Origin of the sequence: Microbulbifer sp. (genome assembly GCF_051659245.1) — a bacterium.
Classification (GTDB): domain Bacteria; phylum Pseudomonadota; class Gammaproteobacteria; order Pseudomonadales; family Cellvibrionaceae; genus Microbulbifer.
The window spans coordinates 1-26,405 of the sequence record NZ_JBOFOC010000092.1; the positions used below are offsets into that span (position 1 = coordinate 1).

Genomic DNA, 26,405 nt, shown 5'->3' on the forward strand with positions numbered 1-26,405 from the left:
CGCTGGAATACCGGCGACGCTTGGTGGGTGTCTTCTCTGGGATGATGTCAGTCATAGTAGGTGTCCACTTGTTGATAGGTGGACACCTAAACTACAGCCCCTGGCCGTGGTGGGAAGATGAGTTCACCGGACGCTTACCATAATTAGACCCTCATTTGATAGTAGTGAGGTATCTACTTTTTGCGGGTAACTTGGGAAATTAACGCCCGCAGCACGGGCAAATTTGGAGCACAGCGGAAAATTTGTCCCTGTGTCTGGGGGTTAGGTGTGTTCCTAGTATTCCGGGCGATCAACCATTGGTAAGTCCGGCAATTCAATATGCTCATTAAGAGCGACGGGCTCCAATCCCAGCTTTTTGGCCAAATCCAGCGCACCTCGAGCGACAAAAGCCATGGGAATCCTATCGATCTTTTTTAATAGCACAGCAGTCCGGTGACGACCGTTAATGAACTGGGTCACGCCAGAGATAAGTTGCACAGTTGGCAGGCATGAATCGATTGCTTCCTTCATCATCGATATAAAACCAATGCCTAGAATAGTTGCTCTCGATTATCTCCGCATTTCGACAATGGAAATCCGCTTGATCGAACGCTTGCGCAAACACCTCGCGTGTTACCCAAAACGAGGAATCAGTATCTAAAGTCAGTGTCGGAATACACTTCATGGCTAAGACACCTAACATTTATATAGTGGCCCCCAAAGGCCACTCCGTCCCAGGCCGATATCTCCTGGTGAAATTTCACACAGAATGCCCGCAACCCCCCATCACGTCAAGATTGTAGGGGATTCAGGTATGGCTTTCGCTTTTGGCAAAGTGATCACCGCGCCTCCTATCCCATTTCCAGGGGAGAGCTGTAACCATTTGTTTCCATTGCGATTTCCGGCCACTCTGCGACTGCACAGAGATACCGGCCTCAATGATCGTTTTTCAGGTAGGAAATATCAGGCAGGAAATATAGGTAACCGACACTGTCGGCGGTGAAGATAAGGAACGGCAGCCCCGCTAAAGGGCTGCCTTAACTGTCACCCGCAACTGATATCCGCGTCGATGTTTTCCACCACGCGAATATGGTGCAGGGAAATATCCAGCTCGCCGTCGCTGGACAGGTAGAAAGGGGACAACACCATATCCAGTTGCGCGCCCTCGGCGGCGAGGCATTGCAGGGCGACGGATACGGTGCGCCACTGGCCGGGTTCGGCGCTCTTCAACAATTCGCTGATGGGCTGGGTGGCGCCGCAGTCGGTGCCGCAGTTGATGCCCAGTTGCACCCGGCCCGTGGGCGGGCGGTCCACTTTTATGTCGAACACCAGGGCGCCGCGGTTTTGCAGGTAGCCGGAAAGATCGGTGCGGCGGTTGGCATAGAAGCCGGCGCTGCCGGCGGTGCGCCATTGCAGGCGGCGGCTGTCTTCCTGCATGTCGCGGTCCACGGCGCGCACGCTGATGCCGTTCAGTTTTGCCACGCTGCTGGTTACCGCGAGACGGTTGTTCTGCGCATCGGCGATTTCCAGGCTCCAGGGGTCTTGGGGGCGGCCGTCGAAGATGTCGAGTTGCTGCGCGGTGTCGCGCGGGGTGAGTCCGCTCTCTTCCGGCAATTGTGCCAGGGCGCCTTCGTCGGCGTAGCCGAGGCCGTGCCCGAGTGCGAACAGGGGCTCCCCGCCCGCCGCCAGGGGTTGGGCGTCCTTGGGCCAGGTGAAAGGCAGGCGGCCGACGAAGTCGTATTGAATGCCGCCTTCGAGGTCGCGGAACAGTACGTCGGCCACGCCGCCGCCTTCGGTGCCCGGTTGCCAGATGGCGACGAAGGCGTCGGAGGCGTTGATCTCCCGGTTGACCCACAGGGGGCGCCCGGAGATGAACAGGGATACCACGGGGATGCCCTGCGCTTTCAGTTGCCGCAGCAGTTGCAGGTCGGCTTCGGAGTCATAGGCCAGGTTGGGAATGTCCCCCTGCATTTCCGCGTAGGGGTCTTCGCCGAATACGACGATGGCGACGTCCGGGGCTGTATCGGGATCGTCCTCGAAGCTGCCGTCTTCGCTCAGCACCGCGTGCCCGCCGGCACTCTGTACCGCTGCGGCAATGCCCTGGTAAATGGAGGTGGCGCCGGGAAAATCGCTGTTGCTGTTGCCGGTGCCCTGCCAGGAAATGCTCCAGCCGCCGGATTGCTTGCCGATATTGTGGGCGCCGTCGCCGGCCACCAACACCCGGCTGTTGCGCGCAAGCGGCAGCAGCTCGCCGTTGTTTTTGAGCAATACCAGGGATTCGCGCACTGCCTGCCGGGCGATGGCCCGGTGCTCCTGGGCGCCGACCACGCTGCGGTCTCCGGCCTGCGGGCGCGCGGAGGGCGGGCCGGCTTCGAACAGGCCGGCGCGCAGCTTGACGCGCAGGATGCGGCGCACTGCGTCGTCCAGCCGCGCGCGGGGAATTTCACCGCTTTTCACTTGCGCGAGGGTGTTCGCGTACAGTTGCTTCCAACTGGCGTCCGGGGCCATAAACATGTCCAGGCCGGCGTTGATGGACTGCGGGCAGCTCACCCGGGTGCAGCCGCTGACAAATTCGTGGCCGTTCCAGTCCCCCACTACGAAGCCGTCGAAGCCCATTTTGTTCTTGAGTACTTCGGTGAGCAGGTAGCGGTGGCCGTGCAGCTTTTCGCCCTGCCAACTGCTGAAGGAGGCCATCACTGTCTGTACGCCCGCTTCGATGGCAGCGAAGTAGCCGGGGGCGTGGATTTCCAGCAGTTCCTGTTCGCTGATGGCGGCATCGCCGCGGTCCACGCCGTCCAGGGTACCGCCGTCGGCGATGAAGTGCTTGGCGGTGGCGATGATGTGCCCCGCGCGCAGGAAGTCTTCACTTTCCGCCGCGCCCTGCAGGCCCTCCACCGCGGCGGCGCCGAACCTGGCCACCAGTTGCGGATCTTCGCTGTAGGCTTCGTAGCTGCGGCCCCAGCGGATGTCCCGCGCCACCGCAAGGGTGGGGGAGAAGGTCCAGTCGATGCCGGTGGCCGCCACTTCACGGGCGGTGGCACGGGTGATATCGCGCACCAGTTCCGGGTTGCGGGTGGCGCCGAGGCCGATGTTGTGCGGGAAGAGAGTGGCCCCGACCACGTTGTTGTGGCCGTGCACCGCGTCCGTGCCCCAGATCACCGGGATGGGCAGGCCGCCGTCGCCGGTGTCCATGGAGGCGTGGTAGAAGGTATCGGCCAGTGCCACCCAGTCTTCCACTTCGGCGTATTTGTTGTTGCCGGGGAAGGCGCCCCCGCCGTTCAGGATCGCTCCCAGGTGGTAGTTTTTAACATCTTCCGGGGTAACTTCCTTGAGCTCCGCCTGAATCAGCTGGCCCACTTTGTGCTCCGCAGTCATGCGCGCGAGCAGGGTTTCTATTCGCTGCTCCAGCGCTTCGTCGCGGGTGGCGCGGCTGGCGATCGTCGGCCAGGGGACCGGTGCCGGCTCCTGCGCCAACCGCGTCTCCTCGGCCGGTTTTTCGCCGCAGCCCCCCAGGCCCGCCGCCAGCAGCAGGCCGGCGCAGGCGCTCCACAATCGATTTATGGTCATCACGTAAACCCCCGCTGACTTTTATTGGTTTTCATCAGCGGTAGTCTCAACCGGCGCTTCTCATCAGTCGTCCCACTTTGAAGCGGGCCGGCAAGGTGACGCATTTCACCTTCCGCCCCGGGCCGGATAAAAAATGGGACTTTCGGAAAGTCGTTACCGGGTCAGCGCTACGTTGTCCAGTTGCAGCACCACGCCGCGCTGGTTGCCGCTGGCGGGGGAGATTACCAAGGGGGTGTTGACGCGGGTGGCATCCAGGCCGCGGTTGACCAGCTCCAGCATCGGCACCTGGTAGCGGGTCCAGGCACCGGCTTCCGGATAGCTGAGGGGATAGTCACCGGAGGTACAGGGCCAGACGCAGTCGGCGCGAAATACCAGCGAAGCCGCAAACGCATCCTGCGGTTCCCGCTGTATGCGCAGATCGAATTCCACATAGGTGTAGTCGCTCAGGTCGTAGGTGGATGGCGACTGGAAAAAGCCGATGCCGTCGTCTGTGTTGTAGACGATCTCCGCCACCGGGCCCCGCCCGCCGCCGGCATCCACCACTGCATAATCCACGCTGCCGTCCGCGGTGTAGCTGCCCCACACGTAGGGTGCCTGGGCTTCGCCGTCGAATATCGTCAGGTGGTCGCCGGCCTCCTCCGGCGGCTGCGGCGGCGGGTGGCCGGGGTTGTGCACGAAATTGCCATCGGTGCTGGCGCAGCCCTTGCCGGTGGCGAAATCGGCGGTGCATTGATAGACGCGCACATAGTCGATTTCGAATTGTTGCGGGAAGACGCTCTCGTCGATGCCGGTGTCGTTGACGGTGCTCGGCCAGTCACCGCCCACCGCGAAGTTCAGGATCAGGTGAAATGTCTGGTCGAAGGGTGCGTTGGAATTGCCCGGGGCCGTGGTGGAATACCAACCGTCGCTGGTCTGGGTGGCGTAGTGGTCGCCGTCCAGGTACCAGCGGATTTCTCCTTCTTCCCATTCGACGGCATATTCGTGAAAGCCGTCCGCGGGGTTGACGCCGCCGGGCAGGCGGTAGGCTTCGCCGGAATAGACGTTGCCGGGCCAGGGACCGCCGTAGTGCAGTGTGCCGTGTATCCGGTCTTCACCGCCCACTTTCAGGTTGACCGCTTCCATGATGTCGATTTCGCCGGAGCCCGCCCAGCCGCCGTAGGCCCATTCGCTGGGCAGCATCCAGAATGCCGGCCAGGTGCCCTGCCCCTGCGGCAGTTTTGCACGCATTTCGAAGCGGCCGTATTTCCAGTCCCCCTTGCCCAGGGTGCGCAGGCGCCCGGAGGTGTAGCTGCCGCTGCCGCTGGTGTCATCCGGGTCGTAGTCCGGGTGATCGTCCATTTCCGCCGGCCCCACGGCGTCTTCGCGGATGGCGCGGATATGCAGTAACCCGCCCTCGACCCACACGTTGTCCTGCGAGTCCACATAGCACTGCGCCTCGTTGTTGCCGCCGCCGGCGCAGTTGCGTTCGTAGCCCCATTTTCCGGTATCCAGCGCATCGCCGGAAAAGCCGTCCTGCCACACCAGGCAGTAGCCGCTGTTGAGTGGCGCTTCGAGGCAGCGCGCGGGGATCTGGTTTCCGGTGTCATTGGCGGTCGGCGGATTGCCACCGGGGCCGGCGCTGCCGCCGGAGTCGGAGCTGCCGCCAGAGCCGGAGCTGCCACCGGAGCCGGAGCTGCCGCCGCAGGCGGACAATAGGGCGAACGCTGCACCGGCTGCGCTCGCTCTCAGGATTCTGGACATGGTTTTTCTCTCCTGATTTTGTAACTACTCACCCAATAGTCCCCTCTCCCCTTTTGGGGGAGAGGGTTAGGGGGAGGGGGGGTTCTGGTCGAAGCCCCCTCCCCCGCCCCCTCCCCCGCAAGCGGAAGAGGGGAGAGCAGTTATCTTTTTGTTTGCGGCAGCGGGCTGGGATTGCTGCCTGCGATCTTTTTACGGGGAAGGTGGAGAAATGTCGTCCCGGTTTTCCGTGCTTGGCGAAGTGATACGTGGCAGGCGCTTATCCCACCCGCTGCGCTCCGCCCGGCAGAAAGCCCGCCAGATAATCGTTGTGCTCCCTGAGCCGGGCCAGGGTGTTGTCCACATTGGCCTTTATTTGGCCGATAAATTCCGCGAGTTCCCGCTCGGGCATGGTGTCCACCAGCGAGTGGTAGCGCTCGGGCATCAGCCCCTGGCCCAGCATCACCTGTTGCCAGGAATCCACGAACAGTTCGTTGTCCGCACGAAATACGTGGCCGGTTTCGCGGAACATATCGATTTTGGCCGCGAGGCTTTCGGGAATACTCATCTGCCGACAGTGGCGCCAGAAGTCCGTGTCCGCCCGCTCGGTCACCTTGTAGTGCAGGATGATGAAATCGCGGATGCGCTCCATATCGAAATCCGCCTGGCGGTTGAACTCGTCCACCTCCACCTGGCGGATCTCCGTCTGCGGGAAGAAGCGCAGGAAGCGCACTATATTCTGCTGGATCAGGTGGATGCTGGTGGATTCCAGCGGTTCCAGGAAACCGCTGGACAGGCCCACGGCGAGGCAGTTCCTGTGCCACTGTTTGCGCCGGCGCCCGGTCTGGAATTTGATCAGCAGGGGATCGGTGAGCTGCTCGCCTTCAATATTGGCCAGCAGTTGTTCGCGCGCCGACTCGTCGTTTTGATAACTGCTGGCGTAGACCAGGCCGTTGCCCACCCGGTGCTGCAGGGGAATGCGCCACTGCCAGGCGCTCTCCCGCGCGATGGAGCGGGTGAAGGGCACCGGCGGCTCAACGGCCTTGGTCTGCACCGCCACCGCGCTGTCGCAGGGCAGCCAGTGGGACCAGGATTCGAAGCCGGTGTGCAGGGCTTTTTCGATCAGCAGCGCGCGCATGCCCGTGCAGTCGATAAAAAAATCGCCGTCCAGCTCCCGTCCCGAATCCAGTTTGAGCGCGCGGATATAGCCGGTGTCCGGGTGCAGATTTACCTCGGAGATTTTTCCCTCCACCCGCTTGACGCCGAAGCCTTCACTGAATTCGCGTAGAAAAGCCGCGTAGCGGCTGGCGTCCAGATGGAAGGCGTAGTTGAGGCCGTTGTTGGGCAGATGGGAGAATTTGTGGGCCTCGGCGGCGCGCCGCTCCAGGCAATATTCACCGAAATCCCCGGCCAGCCCCAGTTGCCGGGCGCGCAGCCAGAAGTGCTGGAAGCCACAGGCCCAGCAGTCCCGGCCGGTGACACCGAAGGCGTGCATGTAGTCCTCACCCCGATCGCGCCAGTTTTCGAAGCGGATGCCCAGCTTGTAGGTGCCCTGGGTGGCGGCGAGGAATTCCGCCTCGTCGATGCCCAGCAGGCGGTGGAAAAACACCAGGGTGGGGATGGTGGCCTCGCCCACACCGATGGTGCCGATGGACTCGGATTCCACCAGGGTGATTTCCAGTTCCCCGCCCATCAGTTTCGACAGGGCCGCGGCTGTCATCCAGCCGGCGGTGCCGCCGCCGGCGATCACGATTTTTTTTATGGCTTGATTCATTGTTTTCTCACCGTTTCATCATCGCACTGCTCCGTCGACTCAGGGCGGAATGGCACTGGCTTAAGCCGAAGATCGGTATTTTTGTAGGATGGGCAAAGTGAAGCGTGCCCATCAAAGCCGCGGAAGATGGGCACGTCGCTACGCTCCTTTGCCCATCCTACGGAAGAACCCACGCTCAAGTCAGCACCATTCGACTCAGGGCATCCGCTGCAATTTTTCTATCAATAATTTTTTCAGCTGCGCGGCCGCATCCCGATCGAGGTCCGCCAGGGGGCCGCGGCGTTCCGGCGGTATCTGCGCCGTGGCCTGTTCGCGGTTGACCACGAAGTGGTCGAACAGCTTTCCCCAGGCCTGTCTTTGTGCCTCGGGCAGGCCACCGATGGCGAGCAGCGCGTGCATCAGTGCATCCTGCGGCAGACCGGTCCAGGCCGGGGTGGAACGCCACCAATAGTTCACCAGCATGTTCAGGTCGTCCAGCCCCTCCACCTGGTGCCACCACATGCTGGGCAGGTAGAGCAGGTCGCCGGGTGCCATCTCGGCCACCTGCGCCGCTTCGAGTGCCTCGCGGTAGCGCGGGAAGCGTTCGAAATCCGGCGCATGGAAGTCCACCAGGCTGACGACCTGGCCGGCGGGGGTGAAATCCAGCGGTCCCGGGTACAGGTTGGCCACCTGCTCCGGCGGGAACAGGGTAAAGCGGCGGCGCCCGGCCACCACGCAAGCCAGATTATTGGGCAGGTCGAAGTGCGCGGGGATCAGCGAGCGGTTGCCGAACCACAGGGACACCAGCGGTTGGCAGTCCGGCAGCTCCAGGTCGTTGTGCGCCCGCAGGCCGGGCAGGTGATGGTCTACGGGCGTGGAGCCCACGTAGCAGTGGTCGCCGCCGGTGGCCTTGCGCTCCAGTTCCCGCAGCGTGGGCAGCAGCCGGCCGGTGGTGCGCTCGAAGTTGAAACCATCCATGGCGTCGTTGTAGAAGATGCGGCCCCGGGTTTTGGCCTCGGCTCGAAATACCACCAGCGGCCGGCCCTGATCAAAGGGGGCCAGGTAGTCGCCCAGGCGACCCGCCTGCGCCGCCCGCACCACGGGCCAGTGGGCCACCGCGCCCTTTATCAGCAGGGGCGTGGTGCGGCCGGCGATGGCGGCGGGCAGTTCCTCCGGGGTCACGTCGTCCCGGGTTTCCGCCGCGGGAATGAAATCCGGGTAGTTCATCCGGCCCGGTTCCGCTCGCCGGTCGGCACCGGAATGGATTTTGGTGATGAAGCCTGCTGCATGGCAGATCCTCTCTCAACAAATGCAAAGTGGATGGTGGCCAGCCGCAATGCGGTTGAGTTAAGACCCAGCACCCTGTAGGAGCCTGCTTGCAGGCGAACAAGAACGGAACTCTGTAGCTGTTCGCCTGCAAGCAGGCTCCTACAAAAGAGGCCTGCGGCCAGGACACCTCAGAAGCTGTAACGCACGCCCAGATTGTACCGGGCACCGGTTTGTATGGCGCCGATCATCATATTTTCATGGCGACCGTACAAGCGCTGGGTCTCGTTGGTGACGTTGATGCCCTCCGCGAACACGGAGAGATCATCGTTGACGTCGTAACTCACGTTGAGGTCCCACTGGCCGTAGGCCTCGGTGTACACCGGGTTGCGCTCGCCGTTGCCGTCGAAGGTGCCGGTCAGGAAGTCGTCGCGCCAGTTGTAAGCGATACGCGCCTGAATGCCGTTCTTGTCGTAAAAACCGATAACATTGAACGAATCGCTCAGGCCCAGCAGCGCGAACTGGTTCTCGACACCTTCACCTTTGTTGGTGTTGAAGTTGTCGTAGGCGATGTCGCCATCGACGGTGGTGAAGTTGACGATGGTGCCAAAGCCGGATTCGCCGAACATGTGCTGCAAGGCCACTTCAAAGCCGTCGATCCTGGCGGTTTCCACGTTGACCGGGGTGATCACGGTGAATACTGCCAGTGAGTCCCCCTCGTCCACAGAACCGGTGACGGGTTCACCGTACAGGGCGTTCATATGGGCGCGCACCGCCGCCGCATCGTCGGTGCCCAAGTCGGCCACCGCTTGCTCGTAGCGTGGACCATGTGCCGGATGCGCCAGATCAAAGGTGGTCTCCTGGAACGAGGTCTGGCCGATGAAATTGTCCACGTCCTTCTTGTAGTAACCCACGGACAGGTAACTGCTCTCCGCGTAGTACCACTCGGCGGACAGGTCGAAGTTGGTGGACTCGAGCGGGTCCAGGTCGGGATTGCCGAGATTGGAGGTACCGCCAGTGAAACGCACCAGGGGATCGATGGTCTGGCCTCCCTGGATATCGCTATAGCCGGGACGCGTAATGGTCTTGCTGAGGGAGGCGCGGGCGACCAGGTCCTCTGTCACCGAGATATCGAAGTCCAGGTTCGGCAGCCAGTTGCTGTAGGCCCCGTCCCGCCGCTCGACGGTCTCACCATTGGCCTGGGCGGTGAACTCGTTGTCACCGCTCCAGGCGAGGGTTTCGTAGGTTGGCACCAGCGCCCTGGCGTCCACCTTGGTGTCCTCGTAGCGCAGGCCCACCACCAGATGCATCGGCATAGCGGCCTCTTCCCAGGCCAGGTTCACCTGCGTGTAGGCCCCGGTCTGCTCCTCGACCGCGGTGCGGTCGGTGGTGAAGTCGTCGCTGGCGCAGAGCACCGTGCCGCAGGGACTGATGGTCTCGCCGTTGGCCGCGGCAATGGCCGAGATGGCGTCGATCATGCCCTGGAAGTCCGCCGCGTAGTAGTAGGGCGTCATCTCCGGGCTGTCGGCGCTGTCGAACTGGTCCAGGGCGTCGGCCATGCTCTTCCGCACAAAGATGTCGTCCGGGTACAAGAGGTGCCGGTTGTCCTCCTGATCGGGCTCCAGATTCGGGTAGCCGCCCCAGGTGTCGCGCTGGGCGTTGGCGAAGGCGGAGCGGTTGGTCGATTCCAGGTAGGCCAGGCCGAAGTCGATGCTCTTGATGGCGCCGAAGTCAAACTCGAAGCCGCCGTCGAACTTCGCCTGCTCTATCTCGTGCTCCATGTAGCTGTTGCGGAAGCTGCTGCCGGAGGTGAGCATCTGCGCCGGATCGAATTCCTGGCCGTCGATAAATTCGAAACTGGTGGCGGGCAGATCGTAGCCGTAGTTCACCCGGGTGGCGGCGCGGTTGTACTGGACACCGGCGATATTGTTGTTGGTGCCTCGGCCGTCCTTCGCGCCGTTCTCCGCGCTGGAGTTGTGGTAGTCGAAGGCCAGGCTCAAGCGGTCGCTGGGGCGCCAGGCCAGGTTCACGCCCAGGGATTTGTTCTCGTTGACGCTGCCCCACTCGCCGGCGTTGAAGGTCACGTCGGGACCGCTGCCGTCGGCGTAGATCACTGGCGCCACCACGCTGCCGTTGCCCGAGCCTTGGGTGAACTCGCCCTCCAGGGGAATGCCGTTGAACCAGGCGCCCATGGCGTTGTACTGCTGCTCTACGTCCTGCTCGGCGTAGGTGTAGTCCACGATGGCTTCAAAATTGTCGGACGGGGCCCACTGCAGGGTCAACTGGGCATTGGTGCGCTCGCGCTGCACCTCGGTGAAGTTGTAGCCGACGCCCCGCGGCACCGAGTAGATATCGCCTTCCTGGGGCGCGTTCACGAAGTTGGGGTTGTCCGGCGCGATGGAGCCCCAGTCGCCCTGGCCGCCCTGGATGGTGTACCAGCCGGGGCCCGTCTCCGCCTTGGCGAAGCCGCTGTGGCGCTCGGAATAGGAGCCGGTCAGGGCCACGCCGATGGTGTCGCCGGCGAATTTGGTGCTGAAGATGCCCGACATCTCCGGCGTCCAGTCGTCCCCTTCCTGATTGGAGGTGTCGTGGGTTGTCTTGGCGCTCAGGTTCAGCACCAGGTCGTCCTGCTCCAAGGGGCGCGCGGTGCGGATATTGATAACCGAGCCTATGCCGCCGGTGGACAGGTCGGCCCTGCCGGTCTTGTAGATTTCCACCGCGCTGACGCTCTCGGCGGCCAGGTTGGCGAAATCGTAGGAGCGGGAAGCGGAGGCGTTGGTGGCCTCGATATTGGCCGCCGGCATCTGCCGGCCGTTCAGGGTCACCACGTTGTAGTCCGGGCCGAAGCCGCGCACCGTGACCCGGCTGCCTTCGCCGTTCTGCCGGTCTATGGACACGCCGGTGATACGCTGCAGCGACTCCGCCAGGTTGGTGTCCGGCATCTTGCCGATGTCCTCGGCGGAGATGGCATCCACCACGCCCCGGGCATCGCGCTTGACGTCCATGGCGCGCTGCAGACTGCCGCGGATACCCACCACGACGACCTCTTCCAGCGCCGTTTTCTCCTGGCCCTGCGCCAGGGGTACGCCGGAGAGGACGCAGGCGATGGCCGCGGCTATGGATTTCTTCCTAAACCCGGTTTGATTGTTCATGAAGTTCTCTCCCCATCATCACGTCGTTATTTTGTGTTTATGCGGATGCCTCCCCCGGGGGAAGCCCGAAGGATAGCGCTATCTGGTGCCAGCTTATACTCCTCCCACGGCGGCCCGCCGTCGTCCCACCTTGGCAAACAGGCGCAAGGTGGCCCGGTCCCACCTTGGTTCCGGTGGAAACTGGAACTGAGAAAGATCAATAAAAACAATAAGTTATAGAAACAGCACAGAAATGCGCCAGCATGTCGGAACGCGGCGGTGGAAAGGAAAAAAAAAGGCGGGGAACAGGCCCCCGCCCCAAGCTTGCACCACAAAGTTGTGTCCGATTGTGAAGGGCGAACTACCAAAGCCTGATAGGCTCGACGCTTTGGCGGCAGATTACCGACAAAGCGCCTTGAAGGAATGGGCGCAGGTGAATGCGCCCTGGGGATTACTCGAAGATCACCGGCAATGAGGTGGCGGTAATGCCATGGGGGCCATTAACCACTTCCTCACCGCGCTCGGTCAACAGCTCGCCCAGCACATCTTCGGTGATGGTCAATGCGGATGCGTCATACCAGGTGGTTGCCGTCCAGCCAAAGGGCACCACATGCCAGCCGAGGGATTTAGCCGCAACCATAGAACCGGCGTCCAGCGCACCTAAGGTGAAATCAACCTCCAGACCCTCTACCGAAGCTGCCGTGTCAAAGCCCTGCTCATAGATAGGCTGTAAATCATCGACAACTTTGTCGCCGATGATTTCTATATCGTCAAGCTTAAACTCACCGGCCACGGTGTCGCCGTATTGAAAGCCAAACATCTGCGGCGACAGAGTCCGGGCAAAGTCCTCCGGGTAGTCTTCATCGGTGATTTCAAACTCCACCTCATTCCACTCACCGTAATCGATCGCCTCCATATCAACCGCTCCGACAGAGAAGTGCTGCCAGCTACCACTTTGGAAGAAAAACTGTATCCAAAAGTCACTACCGGCAAAGGTCTCGGGCAGGAACAACCGGGCTTTCACCGTCAGGTTGCCGCCAAAGTTAATCTCTGGTACCGAGTTTACATCGGCTTTATTGACCGCACCGCTGTCACCTGCGGGAACTGTTGCAACCAACTCACCATCCACATTGGCCAACTCAACCTGGTCGCCGTCCCAGCCAGCGTTTTGGAAACCGTTCAAACCACTGCTGAAAGTCGCCTTATACTGGGTGTCGGTCACAATCTTGGTGGGTCGCGCCGACGGGTCTTCAATCACAAAGGAATCAATCAGAATTGGCTCGGATTTGGGTGTGGTGATCCCCCCGACCTGTAAGCCAAACGCCTGAGCGATATAAATATCCGACGGCGGCTCTACAGTTTCATTGAAGTTCATGGTGTACTTCAGTTCAGCCCATTCACCCGGCACCAGTTGAGCAGCGCCCACCGATACCGAATTCCACGACCAGCCTTCACCAAACTGACCGAATGCATTCATCCACATACCGGCGTGATCGGTGGCATACTCCTCGGGCAGGAAAATACGCGCGGTGACATTCAGGGTCTTGCTGAAATCGATCTGGCCAATGGCGTCGCCATTCCAGGCGGCCATTTGGTAGTTCACCTGCCCGTCGGTTGGCAATGCCTGCAAACTGCCATCGGCCACCCATGAGTCAGCGCCATCAACCATCCACTGCTCTGAGTCGTCGTCGGTATTGAACTCGGAGGTAAACATGGGCGGTACGCCGGGGAACACGTTCAGATTGTCAAACTTGATCTCACCCTCGGCGGCATCGGCTTTACCATTGGCGAGAATTTCCACACCGACATGCGTTACCGCGGTCTGATCAAACTCGGTGGCGCCGTTCATCAGGTTAGCCGGATCAATTTCCGCAGGTACATCAAAGCGCATCTTGTTCCAGGTGTTTTCCCGCAGCTCTTTGGCCAGCGACATGCCCAAACGCAATCGGTTGCCATCAGCGTCCATCAGATAAATGGCAATGCCGGTGGTTCCATTAGGTGCATAGTTGGAGCTCCCGGGAGCCACACGCATAAACTCCAGGTAGCGGCGGTCAATAAACACGTCCAGGGAGGTGGCCCCACCGGTTAGGTCGAGGGTTTCACCAAAAGCGTTCAGGTAGCCTACGCCGTCTTCGCTGCTGGCCCAGGAGGCATCCACCGTCAGGGCCGTATCGCCCACCGACTGCGCCATAAAGTCACTCTGGTTTACCGGGAAGTCGCCCGTTTCCGAACCCGCAAAGGCGTTCATTACAAAAGGCACACCCTCTTGCGCAAGCAGGGTATTGGCCGAAATAATTTTATCAGCACTATCCCAGCGCTGGCCGTCACCATCGGCGGCAAAGATCAGGTTCTGCTCGCTGTCGGCAGCCAGCAGTTCGCCACCACGGCCCACCAGGAAGGCGTTAAAATCCTGGCCGCAATTGGCGCCATCGATCATCAGCGGTAGTTTAAAGCCCGCCTCGCGGAAGCGGCGAATCAATGCTTTATAAGTATCCACATACTCCTGGTAACCCAGGCTGGAGGCGTTGAAAACCCCCATGGGACCCCAACCGTCGGCGATATTGATGATCATCCGGCCCTGATAACGATCCTGCGCCAGTACTGGAATCCACTTGTCCAACCACAGGGTATTTACCGCGTCGATAATCGCATTGGGATCTTCCTGGCAATGCAACGCCGAGCCATCATCGGTGAGGCTCACCACCGCCACCATATTATTACTGGCAATGGTGCTCAGCGCACCGTCCAACTGATCGGCGGTTACATCGCTGGTGATCATCAAGCGCACCGCGTTGGCACCGGTTGCGGCAATAGGCTCAATGGCCTGGATCATTTGCGCAGTGTCCTGGTAATATGCCAGGGCAACGCCGCGCAAAAACACCGGATTGTCCGCCACATCCAGTAAAAACTCTTCCCCGGTGGTCATGGTGGGCTCATTTTCCGGGGGGCGCGGACGGTCGGCGGGATCTTCCACACCGGTTTCCGGTTCCATCATGTCAACATCTTTGTCTTCACCCAGCAGCCCATCGCTGCCGCCACACCCCGTTAAAGTCAACGCACCAGCGATTGCTACCCATGGTAATAATTTGATTTTCATATCCAAGCTCCGTCATTATTCTTTTGGCTCCCGCGCCAGGCGCGGAACATATGCCTTGTTACCGGATTCAGAAGGTCAAGGTAATACCCGCCGCATAGCGACGCTCTTGCACGTTGAGGCTCCTCAATTGATCCTCGTACTGGGCGTAGCTTCTGCGATCCGTAGCCGTCAGGTTGGTACCATTTAGATACACGCTGACGTGCTCGTTGATCCAGTAGCTCATGGACAGATCCAAGTAGCCGGCTGGCTCGCCCCACTGGGCCAGGTTGACCGGCTGGCCACTGGTGTTTAACCCGGCATAGTCAATATATTCATCACTGCGCCAGTTGTAGGCCGCACGAAGGTTAAAGCCGGCGTTGTCGTACCAAAGAATAAAATTGGTTTGATGCTCGGAGTTGGAAGGCAGCGGCAGGGTGTTTCCTTCAAGGTCTTGCTCATCCGATTTACTCTGTGAATAGGTGTAGTTAAACTCAACACCGGTAGAGCTCAGGAAGCCCGGCAGGAATGTAAACGGCTGCCGGTACCCGAACTCAACACCATAGAGCGACGAACCGCCGGCATTTTCCGTGACCCAGACATTACCGGTGTTGCCCCGATCAATCCCGTCGCCATCCACAAAGCGGCGCCGCTCCTGAAAGCTTCTCACCGAAGTACCCACATCCATATAGAACAGGCCCACACCCAGAATGGCATCTTCATTGAAATACCATTCGGCCGAGGTGTTGTAGACATCGGCAACCCACGGATCAATATCAATGTTGCCATTATCGCTACCGCCACCGACACAGGTCACTGTTTCACCCACCAGGTTGCCTGCATCGTTGACAATCAATACACGATCGCCATTCTCATCGGTTTTTTCACAATCGGTGTACCACAAACTGAGTCCGGAGCCGACATTCTGCAGATCGTTGCGCGAGGTCGTACGCGCGCCCGCAAAACGTACCACCACATCCTCGACAGGAAACATATTCAGGTTAAAGGATGGCAGGTACTGCGTAAAGGAACGCTCCCTGGATTCGATATCGTAAACGAACGCCAGCTTTTGATAATCCACCGCGCCGATGGAGTTAAACACATCCAGTACTTCGGGCACTGTATTGCGCTCTACCCTGCGCTCGGTCTGCATGATTTTTAAGCCGAAGTTACCATTGTAAGGCACACCAAAGAGGCCATAATCTGAGGCGAAGTTCAACTGGCCATGCACTTCTGCCGAGGCCTCTTCAACGTTATAGGCATAGGCGGGATCTTCCACCGTGCGAGTGCCCGGGTAAAGGCGGTTCATAAATTCCAGGGGCGAATCCCACTGCGCCGGGTCCAGGGCCGACACACCACTTTCAAAGCCGGGAAAGGGCCCGAAATCGGTGAATACCGCCGTATCAGCCGCGGTAAAGCCATTGTTGTACAAACCCGCTTCGCGCAGCTCTTCTGGTTCATCATCGTAGTTGAACAGACGCCAGTCCGGATAGCGCTGCCAAACGCGGTTGCCGCTATACAACTGGTTGCGCTTGTCGATGGGAATACGCTGATCATTCGGGTAGCGCTGAGTGGGGGTCACATAATAATACTCCGTGTAATCCGCCTCACGCACACCATAGCGTACCCCGAAGTCGGCGGATTCAAAGAAGCTGCTATCGGAAAATTCAAAGTTGGCATCCACCCGGGCCACATCAAGGTTGCCCTCGGTGTTGCTGCCAGTGGCAATAGCCTGATATGTACCCAAGAGATTGGCATCTGATACATCCTTGTTGTACTGAAAGGACGGATAAGCGCCGGTGTAATCCACGGTCACCGGGTAGGGATCAATCTCGTCCTTACCCGGGACGCCATCCACGTCCACCCACGTCCAGGCCGGGGTGCCTTGCTGCATGGAGGCGTTGCGGTAGCGCTTTTCCGCCTCGGCGTGAATATAGCGTGCAGTTACCGTCAGGTTTTCGTGATTGGTGTAGTCCAACTGGATATTGGTATTCAGCGCTGCGGTTTTGTCAATCGCGTTGGACGAGGTAGTAATAAAGTCGGGCGCCAACACATCGGCCACGCGCAGGCTGTGGATAGTGGCCGCCTGGGGCTGACCATTTTCATCCGTATAGGAAAACTGCCCGCCCTCGCTGAACACCGAGCCCTCTTCCAAAGCATCGTACAGATCGGATTCGGTACCCGGTACGCCGTTTACTTGGTATGAGCTAAACGCACTTTTAGCACTAAAAGCGACCCGCACACCGCGATTGTACTGATCCATACGGGTGTAAAAGGCATCGCCGCGCAGATTAAGGTTATCGTTGATTTGCAACTCCAGACTGACTGAGCCACCTTCACGCTCGCGGGTGACGAAGCTGCTGGAAGCACCGAAAGTTTCCGACACCAGATACCAGTCGTTCACTAAATCACCGTCTCCGTCAAGATCCAGGGGATCGGTGGGCGTACCATTCTGGCGATTCAAAAACCCGAACTGCGGTTCTTGATTCATCGAGTAGTTGGCGTTGTAGCTCTCCGAGCTGAACAGCCCCACGTTAAAGGCGAAAGCGTCGCTGTGCTTGTACCCGAAAAAGCCACTGATGTTATAGTCAGGATCGCGGGTGTCGGTGCTGCCGTCGGGTTGCACCTCATTTTTGGAGCGACTGCCCATTGAGCCCTCGGTCCGCAGCTTGGAGGTAATTCCCTCCTCCATCGAGAGAGGCGATATGGTTTTTAAATCCACTGCCCCCGAAATACCGCCCGCCACCATTGAGGCCGATTGGGATTTATACACATCCACACTACTGATCATACCGGCGGGGATGTCAGAATAGTTGGCGCCGATATCGGTAATACTCCAGGGGCTTAAAAACTGCTCACCGTTTAGGGTGGTCATTACCTGGGGCATACCGCGAATATTAAGGGACGTACCTTCATTGGCCTCGCGGTTGATCTGTACACCAGTTACCCGTTGCAGCGAGTCGGTAATGGTTAGATCCGGCAGCTTACCGATATCTTCGGCGACGATGGAATCGACGATGCGGTCCGAATTCCTCTTGATATCAATGGCCCTGGCCTGGGATTGGCGCACCCCGAGAACAATAACCTCTTCCAGCCCCAGATCTTCATCAGCCGGGGATTCGGTGGAGTCTTGGGCGTAACTGAATTGGCCTGCCGTCGCAACGCCGATGGCTAGCGCCAGGGCACTCCTGTGCGTGGAAAGCGAATGGCTTTTTCTCATCTGGAAGCTCCTTATACAATTTTATTGTTAGTAATTAAGGGTCTCATAATTATTATTTGTAGCGGCCACTCCCCCCCTATTGAGGCGTTACTGCATACCACGACGCCTAGACTGCGATGCTTAACTTTCCGCAGTCGTCAATAATGTGTAACCGGTTACATATCCAGTCCTGAGCATGGGAAACAAGCCTGCATCCCCCGGAAATCCTGGATTCCCCACAACGAAGCCGGCTGGTACTCCATAATGTAACCGGTTCCATGTCCAGACTATAACAAGCACCAGCCCGGAGCAATCCTTTTGTGCCAAGCGCCATCTTGAGGCAAATTGAGGCAAAAAAAAGAAGCGTCACGGACTGTAACCGGTTACATAAATGTGGTTGAATGGCGAAGGCTCCGGTGGTCCCGCTCAATACCCGACCAACGGTTCAGACCACCGGTAGGATTATTTCCCAATAAAACACAAAATAGGAAAAGAGAGATAACCAAAAATGCCGAATCGTAGAAATATCGCCACACTTTTCGCAGTTCTGCTAACCGCCGTTCTCGGCGGCTTCGCGGAGGCCCGGGCCCCCGATGGCTTTGTCACCGTCGAGGATGGCCACTTCAGTATCGACGGCCGGGCCTACGCCTATGCCGGAACCAACTACTGGCACGGGGCCTACCTGGGACATGCTGACCCGGAAAGGCTGGTCCGGGAGCTGGATTTCCTGCGGGACAACGGGATCACCAACCTTCGGGTACTGGCGCTGTCCGAACTGAGCGAGCTGAGCCGCAGCGTGAAACCCGCCTTTATCACCAGCCCCGGCACATACAACGAGAAGCTGCTGCGCGGCCTCGACCGCCTTCTGGTGGAGATGGCCAAGCGGGACATGAAGGCGGTGCTCTACCTGACCAACTTCTGGCAGTGGTCTGGCGGTATGTCCCAATACCTGGCCTGGCACAACGGGGGAAAAATTCACGACCCGGACGTGGATGGGGAATGGAATCAGTTCATGGATAAGTCTGCGGGTTTCTATCGCTGCGCGCCCTGCCAGAAACAGTACCGGCAAGCCATCGCCGAACTGACATCGCGTACCAATCACCTAACCGGCAAGAAATACCGGGACGATCCAACCATCATGTCCTGGCAACTCGCCAACGAGCCCCGGCCCGGCAGCGATGCCTCCTATAGTGAGGAGAGGGCGCAAAGCTATATAGGCTGGATAAACGACACCGCCAAAGCCATCAAACAGCTCGCCCCCAGGCAGTTGGTGAGCAGTGGCAGTGAGGGCATTATGGGCAGCCAGCAGCGCGCCGATCTGTACACTGCGGCTCACGACACTCCTTACATCGACTACCTGACCGTACACCTGTGGATCAAGAACTGGAGCTGGTTCGACATCAATGACCCGGATTCCACCTATCCCGAAGCACTGCGGAAATCCCGCGATTACCTGCAACAGCATATAGAGATCGCCGGGCGTCTCGACAAACCGCTGGTGCTGGAGGAATTCGGTGTGGAACGGGATGGCGGAAGCTACTCTCCCGAGGCAAGCACCAAATACAGGGACCGCTTTCTCGGGGAGATATACGCGCTGATCGAGAAGAACCACAAAGAGAAGGGACCGTTTAGCGGCTCGAATTTCTGGACCTTCGCCGGCTATGGCCGCGCGGCCTCTGCGGATGCGATCTGGAAGACCGGTGATCCCTTCCTCGGAGATCCACCCCAGGAGCCGCAGGGGCTCAACTCTGTATTTGACAGCGACACGAGCACCCTGGCGATTATCAGCGGCCATGCCGACAGGATTGCGGAAATAACCACGCTGGCGCGGAAATCAAATGCCGAATAAAGCGCTTAAATGACGGTGCCGCTCTTGTAGGGTGCGCCGTGCGCACCAGAAGATGCCGAGGTCCGCATAGCTCTGGTGCGCACGGCGCACCCTACATGACAGGTCCAGAAGATGGGCACGTCGCTACGCTCCTTTGCCCATCCTACAAGTATCTTAGTGCCATTCACGCCGGGCTCAGTTAAGCCCGAGCCGGCGATAGCCCCAGGGACAGCTGCTTGGGTACTAGCTGGCCAAGAGCCTCTCCCACTCGCCTGACAGATTTTTGCTCCTGAAAATCTGCATTTCCGCCATCCATGGCGGTCACAGCAGGCTCCTGCAGGGTGCCGCCGAGTCAATTACCGGATTCGCGGTTAGCAATCAGCGATCTGCCACATCCCGATCCTCTGCACACAACGTCTGTATATTGGATGGCTCCGACTTCCCGGATTCGTTCACAGCCACCACGCGATAACTGAAACAACCGTTTTCCGGCGGCTGGGGTTCACGATAAAGGGACCGGCTCTGCGGATTCCAGAAATTCTCCCCGTCCACAAGATCATCGGCCTGTAATTTCCAGCTTTCCCCACCGTCTTCCGAGCGGTAGAGCCGATAGCGCTCACCCGCGGGAGCCCCCATCCAGTTTATCTCTCCGTTGGCTTTTACCGGATGCAACCAGGGCGCCTCCGGAGCCGGTAGTTTTCGCGCAAACCGGACCGCCCTGGGGTTACTGGATATTTCCGCCTGGGTTCGGCGCAAAAGATCAACGACCCGGCGCTCGTTGTTGTCGTCATTGACGGAAAAACCCGGCAGGTGATAGCTCAGGTGTCCATCGAACTCCCTGTGCCAGTAAAAGCCGCCGGCCTCGCGGTGCCCGCGAAAGCCCCAGAGTAAAGCGCCGGTGATGGCGGGCTCCTCCGCCAGGGCCCGGGTAACCTCCTCTATGCGCGCAAACGGTTGCAGGCCGTATTCGCCGACGAACAGCGGTTTGTTGTACTTCCGGGCCAGTTTCGCCTGATGCCTGACCACCTCCGGGTCCATATAAGAGCCGTAGAAATGGTTGGACTGTATATCCACATTTTTATCCAGCAAACCGAGGAACTCTCCGTTCCCCACGTCTTCCTGCCGACCGCTGTTGATATTGTCGGCCTGCTGATCCCCATCCACCACCAATTGGTTGGGCGCCAGCCGCTTGATCAACGACGCCGTCTCGGCCAGGAAGCGTTTGTTGGTTCCGCGCAGCTCATTGCCGGTCTCCCACGCCATTATCGCTTTTTCTTCGCGGTATTCCCGACCGGTGCAACTGTTTCTGCGGGTCAACAGCTGCTCGATAATACCCCGGTAGGCGGCATAGGTTTTGCTGTCCACATCGTACAGGGGGCCCAATTCCTTGGTCTCCAGATGGTCCTCGCCAACCATGATCGCCAGCTCCCGCTTGCCGCCCCACCAGCTCCAGTGGTCGATCACCGGCACGATCAGGCGCAGGCCGTGCAGGTCTGCGAGATACACCATCCGGTCGAATACCTGCATGGCCTCGGGGTTCAATTCCACCCGACCGGTGGCCGGGTTTTTGACCACATGGGCGGGCATGTTCTGCCTGACCGCATCGGGGAGCGACATATCGTCGACGGAAAGCGTGTATATCCTGCTAACGGTGTGCCCGCTTCTTACAAGTGCCTTTATCCAGTTCTCCTGCTCCCGAGCACTGGGCCAGCGAAAATGGTCCGCCTTGCCGATCTCGCTGTTTTTCGAGGCCACGTCATCCTCTATCCGGTGCAACTCGGTGGCGTGCAGGCCGATGAAACGCAGCGGCCTGTCGCCGTCAATTAATCTGTAGCCATCCCGGGTGACAAAATCGTGAAAGCCCGGGAAATCACTTTTCCCGTCCGGGACAATACAGTGATCCGGCAAGTCGGCCTTCGCATTCGAACAGCCCAGCATTGCGGTATTCAATGCAGCCAACAGAAAAATTCTAGCCAACGATTTCATAGTTCCGATCCGCCTTGTCTTTATTCTCCGACAAACCCAGGCTTTGCAACCGACGACATACTTCCATCATCGCCCGGCCATTGTGATAGGGCCCCTTCCAAAATCCTGCCTTGTAGGGCTGCTCTCCCCTCGTGTGATCCAGCGTTGAATAATAGAACCATTCACCGCATTCCCCGTCGATCTGGTGATTTTTGACGAACAGCCAGACTTTCAGGAAAGCGTCCCTGTACCGCGCGTCGTCGGTCAGCTGCCAGGCGTTCAGGAATCCGACCATGGCCTCTGCCTGGACCCACCACTCGGATTCCCGATGTCGTATCTGCAATGAAAAATCGTAAGTGTCCAAAACCTGGCCATCCGCCCCCATGCCTTCGCGCAAGCAGCTGTCGGAAAGCGCGAGGATGCAATCAGAGAATCTGGAATCAAAACCCGGATCGCCGAGTTCCTCAAGGGACTCGGCCAGCAACCAGCTGGCTTCGATATCGTGGCCGTATGAAAAGCCTTTGGAAATGTCTTCCCAGTTTCTGTCGAGGAACAGGCGCAAATGGCCACTTCCGCCGTCGAAAATCTTTTCACAGAACCATTCGATGCTGTTTCTCAGCGCCTTTTCCACGGCTCCGCTTTTGCACACCCTGTACAGCCCGGTATAGGCCTCCATTATATGCAGGTGGTTGTTCATGGTTTTGGGAGCGTTCATATCCTTTTCGCTGAGTCGGACGTCTTCGACCGGGAGCCAATCCCTTCCCAGCGCCTCCCAGTATCCACCCAAATCCGGGTCGACGCAGTGTTTCTCGATCAGCTCAAAGTAGGAAAGCGCCTTATCCAGGGCTGCTTTGTTATTGGTAAGGCGGTAATAGCTTGACAGGGCATAGATGGAAAATGCCTGGGCATAGGTCTTTTTCGTCCCATCAACGAGTCTTCCCTGACCGTTCACGGACCAGACAGCTCCGCCATGTATTTTGTCGTCGAAGCGCTCTACAAAATAATGGAATGCGCGGTCGGCCAAGGGCCGGTATCTGGCAGCGGATTCTCCCCCGCCCAGATACAGGCACAACTCGCTGAAGAACCAGAGTATTCTCGCATTGAGGACAACGCCTTTATCCGCTTCCGGAGTTGGAGTCCCGATAACGGAAACCTCACCAAAGAAGCCTCCGTAAGCCTGGTCGAGCGTGTTTTCCTGCCACCAGTCGGCAATGGAAAGCAGTTGCTTCCTGAACTCCGCCTGCAGTGCAGCGCAGACAGACTGATCCGGAAATTGCTCGATCCTTTTGTCCGCTATTTGCGGGATATCCATACTCAAAGGTCCTTTAGAACTGCAGTATTGCGTTCGATCAGATCGATTCTGCTGGCAACGGATGCCGCTGAACGCAGGCCGTCGGCCGGTGTGTGAACACAGTAGTCAATCAGGCAATCGACGCTCGTGGTGGCGACATGCAGGCGTGTATCCGAAGAGGCGTAGTAGATAAACACCTGTCCGTTGTCGTCGGCTATCCAGCCGTTGCTGAACAGCACGTTGGAGACATCCCCCAGTCGCTCGCCACCTTCCGGCGCCATCAGGTGTCCGGCGGGGCGGTGGATGACCTCCCAGGGGCGCTCCAGGTCCGTCATGAACATGTACAGAACATAACGAAGCCCCGCAGCGGTATTGCGCACGCCGTGTGCCAGGTGCAGCCAGCCACGGGGTGTTTTTATCGGTGCGGGCCCCAGGCCGTTTTTCACTTCTTTGACGGTGTGGTATACCTTGGTATCAACCAATACCTCTTCGGTGATTTCCGCAGACTCCATGCTATCGGTCAGCCCCCAGCCGATACCACCTCCGCTGCCAACGCTGATGAACCCGTCCTGTGGACGGGTATATAGAGCGTATTTTCCGTCGACAAACTCCGGGTGGAGCACCACGTTACGCTGCTGCCCGGAATAGGTAGCCAGGTCCGGAAGCCGCTCCCAGCTGCGCAAATCCCTGGTGCGGGCTATGCCGCACTGGGCTTCGGCTGCGCTGATATCCTGCGGGCAGTTTTCATCCTTGCGCTCCGTGCAGAAAAGGCCATAGATCCAGCCATCCTGATGCCTGGTGAGGCGCATATCGTACACGTTGGTGTCCGGCCGTTCGGTTTCCGGCATGACGATCGGTTTGTCCCAGAAACGAAAACCGTCCACACCGTTGGCGCTCTCTGCGATCGCAAAGAATGACTTTCTGTCGGCTCCCTCGACACGAACGGCCAGAAGATATTTTTCATCGAGCTTGATCGCGCCCGCATTGAATGTGGCGTTAATTCCCTGCCGCTCCATCAGCCACGGATTTCTGGACTCGTTGAAATCGTAACGCCAGGAAACCGGCACATGGTGGCGGCTGACAACGGGATTCTTCCACCGTTGAAATACCCCATTACCAATCCCGCTATCGGGCTCGTTTCTTCTGGAAAGAAAATCTTCCTGCTGCGCGACAAGTGCTCGCACCTTTCCAATAAAATCACTCATAAACCACTCTTATAATCTAAAGCTTATGCAGTAATCACTCACTCACAGGGAGCCTGCATTGGCTTAAGTGAGCCACCCTGTAGGAGCGGCGGGGCGGCCATCCGACATGCCCGCGAACAGAATCTGTTCGCGGGCATGGCCCGCTCCTACAGGGGTGAGCAGTTACCTCGTGCATATATATCAGGCAGATGTCAAAGCACCTCGATCATCTTCAGACACCTCCGCACCCCCCACTGCCGCATCCGGGTCATTGCGCATCAGGACATACCAGTTGCGCCACAGAAACAGGCTTGTCACCACAACCACTGCCGCAGCCACAAAGAATTCCGGCCAGCGGCGAATCACAAGAAATATAGGCGCGGCGGTCAGAGCCGTATGCCAGAAAATACCGACGGTGCAGTTGACCATATCCCGAAGGCAGTCCCCGTTCCTGCGCAGACCAGGATGGCTCTCTTCGAGGGCCTCGTGCACCGGCCGCCAGAATCCCCAGGGGCGTGTTTTGAAATAAAACTTCTTCAGCGTCTCCATATCATCCGGCCTGGTGAGCAGCGAGCCCGCGATACTGGCCACTACACAGAGCCCAAACAATGCCGGAAAGGCGTAGAGGGGGGATAGATCAGTGAACATCAGCGGAATGGCAACCAGCAGCCCGGCGAGCATTCCATAGAAGTAGCCGAATCCATTCATCCGCCACCAATACCACTTGAGGATGTTGGCCGCGGTGTAGCCGCCATAAAGCGCACTGACAATCCACAGGATGATGTCGTTCAGGGAGGGGGCAAATAAACCGATTGCGGTTCCAAGCAACACAAATGTCACGGAGACCAGGTAGCTCATTCGCACGTAGACTTTCTGCGACCCGTTGGGGTTGAAATAGCGTTTGTAGATATCGTTCACCACATAGGCCGGCGCCGAGTTGGTGGTCGCCGCGAATGTGGACATAAAGGTGGCCAGCAGGCCAGCAATCACCAGACCAAGAAGGCCCGCGGGCACATAATTGGCCAGCGCAAAAGGTAATATCTGCTCAAAATCGACAGCCGTCCCCATCGCGCGCAGATCGCCCATAAAGAACACCAGCGCCAGTATGGTGAGGCCGGTAATCATCATGTAGCGCGGGAACAGCAAGACCAGGCTTACCAGCCAGCTCATCTTGGCCGCCTCCACCGGCGTACGCGCCGAGAGGATGCGCTGCATGTCATAGTTCGGCGCCGGGCCGGCAATACTCTGCAGAATTCCCTTGAGCAGCACCAGCATGAAAAACACGGAAAACAGCGACCAGCCGTCCTCGACAATACGCTGGTTGGCGCTTTCCAGGATTCCGCTCCAGTCCAGCTCCAAAGTCCGGCCAAAGCCCATACTGAACCAGCCCTCCGGAACTGCGGCTTCGAGCATCTCCGGCGACACCTGGACCATCGCGATGACACCAATCGCAATGCAGGCCACCGTCATGATGACGAACTGCATCACTTCTGTGAGCACCACACCGAACATACCGCCCTTCACCACATAGACAGCGGTGACCGCGGTCAGAATCAGCCCATAGATAATCTCGTTGGTATGCGCATCCGCCGAGAGCTGCCAGGGCATAAACGCCGCCGCGAACTTACCGATGCCGACAAATCCGTAGGCCAGGTAGCCGAGCACCACCAGCAACGCAAACGCCACGATCACCAGGTGGGATAGCTCCGCCCCACGCCCCTCGCCAAAACGAAAACGTATCCACTCCGCCCCGGTCATCACGCCGGAGCGGCGCAGCCAGATAGACAGGAAGACCATCAGAAAAACCTGGTTGAAGGCGGGCCACAGCCAGGGGATATAGACGCTCTTCAAGCCGTAGATGAAGAGTAGATAGACCATCCACATAGTCCCTGAGATGTCGAACTGCCCGGAAGCATTGGATAACCCCAGGTAGTACCAGGGCAGCTTGTTCCCCCCCAGGAAGTAACTCTGGATATTCTGCGAAGCCCTTCTGGAGACCCAGAAACCGATAAACAGCGAGGCAAACAGGTAGAGACCGATCACCAGCAAGTCGACAGGGGCGAGGTTCATGGCAACACTCTCTCATTATTATCAGCGCCTGCCGTGTTTTCGCTGCGGCGCTTATTATCGTTTTGGCATCCGGAGTCGGGCTCAAACCCGAATGGCACTAAGTTAAGCCCCGAGATGCTCCCGCCCCCTGAGGGATTGCAGGAGCCTGCTCGCAGGCGAACATTCCCGGGGCCCTGCCGCGACTTCAATTCGCCTGCAAGCAGGCTCCTACAGGGAGATTCCGCTTAACTCAGTGCCATTCGGCTCAGCCCCTACCCAGCGAGGGAGCCAGCAGGTATAATGTAACCGGTTACACTCACATTTGCTAGAGCTTCTCAACATTTTGCGGTAAGTTGCCTTTCGCTTTAACGTCGGCACCAGCCAGCCATCCAGCCTGTTACGGT

The 26,405-nt window shown here is 58.8% G+C and carries 13 protein-coding genes; 1 reads left to right on the forward strand and 12 read right to left on the reverse strand.

Going from position 1 to position 26,405, the window contains the following annotated elements; all coding sequences use genetic code 11:
* Positions 1-273: 273 nt before the first annotated feature.
* The 8 genes from ACRC0P_RS09920 to ACRC0P_RS09955 form a co-directional block, all read right to left on the reverse strand.
* Positions 274-513 carry a hypothetical protein gene (locus ACRC0P_RS09920; RefSeq protein WP_438630397.1) on the reverse strand — a complete coding sequence of 80 codons (240 nt, stop codon included), beginning with the start codon at positions 511-513 and terminating at the stop codon, positions 274-276.
* Between the two features lie 510 nt (positions 514-1,023).
* Positions 1,024-3,546, reverse strand: a complete 2,523-nt coding sequence (locus ACRC0P_RS09925; RefSeq protein WP_438630399.1) for a glycoside hydrolase family 3 protein — start codon at positions 3,544-3,546, stop codon at positions 1,024-1,026.
* 153 nt (positions 3,547-3,699) lie between these two features.
* Complete coding sequence (locus ACRC0P_RS09930; protein WP_438630401.1) at positions 3,700-5,286, reverse strand: family 16 glycosylhydrolase; 1,587 nt, start codon at positions 5,284-5,286, stop codon at positions 3,700-3,702.
* 256 nt (positions 5,287-5,542) lie between these two features.
* Complete coding sequence (locus tag ACRC0P_RS09935) at positions 5,543-7,036, reverse strand: tryptophan halogenase family protein (protein ID WP_438630403.1); 1,494 nt, start codon at positions 7,034-7,036, stop codon at positions 5,543-5,545.
* A 195-nt stretch (positions 7,037-7,231) separates the two neighbouring features.
* Positions 7,232-8,242, reverse strand: coding sequence for a cupin-like domain-containing protein (locus ACRC0P_RS09940; RefSeq protein ID WP_438630405.1), 1,011 nt, complete (start codon positions 8,240-8,242; stop codon positions 7,232-7,234).
* A 230-nt stretch (positions 8,243-8,472) separates the two neighbouring features.
* A complete protein-coding gene (locus ACRC0P_RS09945) occupies positions 8,473-11,433 on the reverse strand; it encodes a TonB-dependent receptor (RefSeq protein ID WP_438630407.1) in 2,961 nt (986 codons plus the stop codon).
* 430 nt (positions 11,434-11,863) lie between these two features.
* Positions 11,864-14,509, reverse strand: a complete 2,646-nt coding sequence (locus tag ACRC0P_RS09950; RefSeq protein WP_438630409.1) for a hypothetical protein — start codon at positions 14,507-14,509, stop codon at positions 11,864-11,866.
* 67 nt (positions 14,510-14,576) lie between these two features.
* The gene (locus ACRC0P_RS09955; protein WP_438630411.1) at positions 14,577-17,705 is read right to left on the reverse strand and encodes a TonB-dependent receptor; all 3,129 of its coding nucleotides are present in this window, start codon (positions 17,703-17,705) and stop codon (positions 14,577-14,579) included.
* 487 nt (positions 17,706-18,192) lie between these two features.
* Between ACRC0P_RS09955 and ACRC0P_RS09960 the strand changes: the two genes are divergently transcribed.
* Positions 18,193-19,533 carry a glycoside hydrolase 5 family protein gene (locus ACRC0P_RS09960; protein ID WP_438630413.1) on the forward strand — a complete coding sequence of 447 codons (1,341 nt, stop codon included), beginning with the start codon at positions 18,193-18,195 and terminating at the stop codon, positions 19,531-19,533.
* Positions 19,534-19,890: 357 nt separating this feature from the next.
* Here ACRC0P_RS09960 and ACRC0P_RS09965 read toward each other — a convergent pair whose 3' ends face one another.
* The 4 genes from ACRC0P_RS09965 to ACRC0P_RS09980 form a co-directional block, all read right to left on the reverse strand.
* A complete protein-coding gene (locus tag ACRC0P_RS09965) occupies positions 19,891-21,489 on the reverse strand; it encodes a beta-mannanase man5E (RefSeq protein ID WP_438630415.1) in 1,599 nt (532 codons plus the stop codon).
* Positions 21,482-22,789, reverse strand: coding sequence for an AGE family epimerase/isomerase (locus ACRC0P_RS09970; protein ID WP_438630417.1), 1,308 nt, complete (start codon positions 22,787-22,789; stop codon positions 21,482-21,484). The genes ACRC0P_RS09965 and ACRC0P_RS09970 overlap by 8 nt, the downstream gene beginning before the upstream one ends.
* A gap of 2 nt (positions 22,790-22,791) precedes the next feature.
* Positions 22,792-23,973 carry a glycoside hydrolase family 130 protein gene (locus ACRC0P_RS09975; protein WP_438630419.1) on the reverse strand — a complete coding sequence of 394 codons (1,182 nt, stop codon included), beginning with the start codon at positions 23,971-23,973 and terminating at the stop codon, positions 22,792-22,794.
* Positions 23,974-24,153: 180 nt separating this feature from the next.
* Positions 24,154-26,022 carry a sodium:solute symporter family protein gene (locus ACRC0P_RS09980; protein WP_438630422.1) on the reverse strand — a complete coding sequence of 623 codons (1,869 nt, stop codon included), beginning with the start codon at positions 26,020-26,022 and terminating at the stop codon, positions 24,154-24,156.
* Between the last annotated feature and the right edge of the window lie 383 nt (positions 26,023-26,405).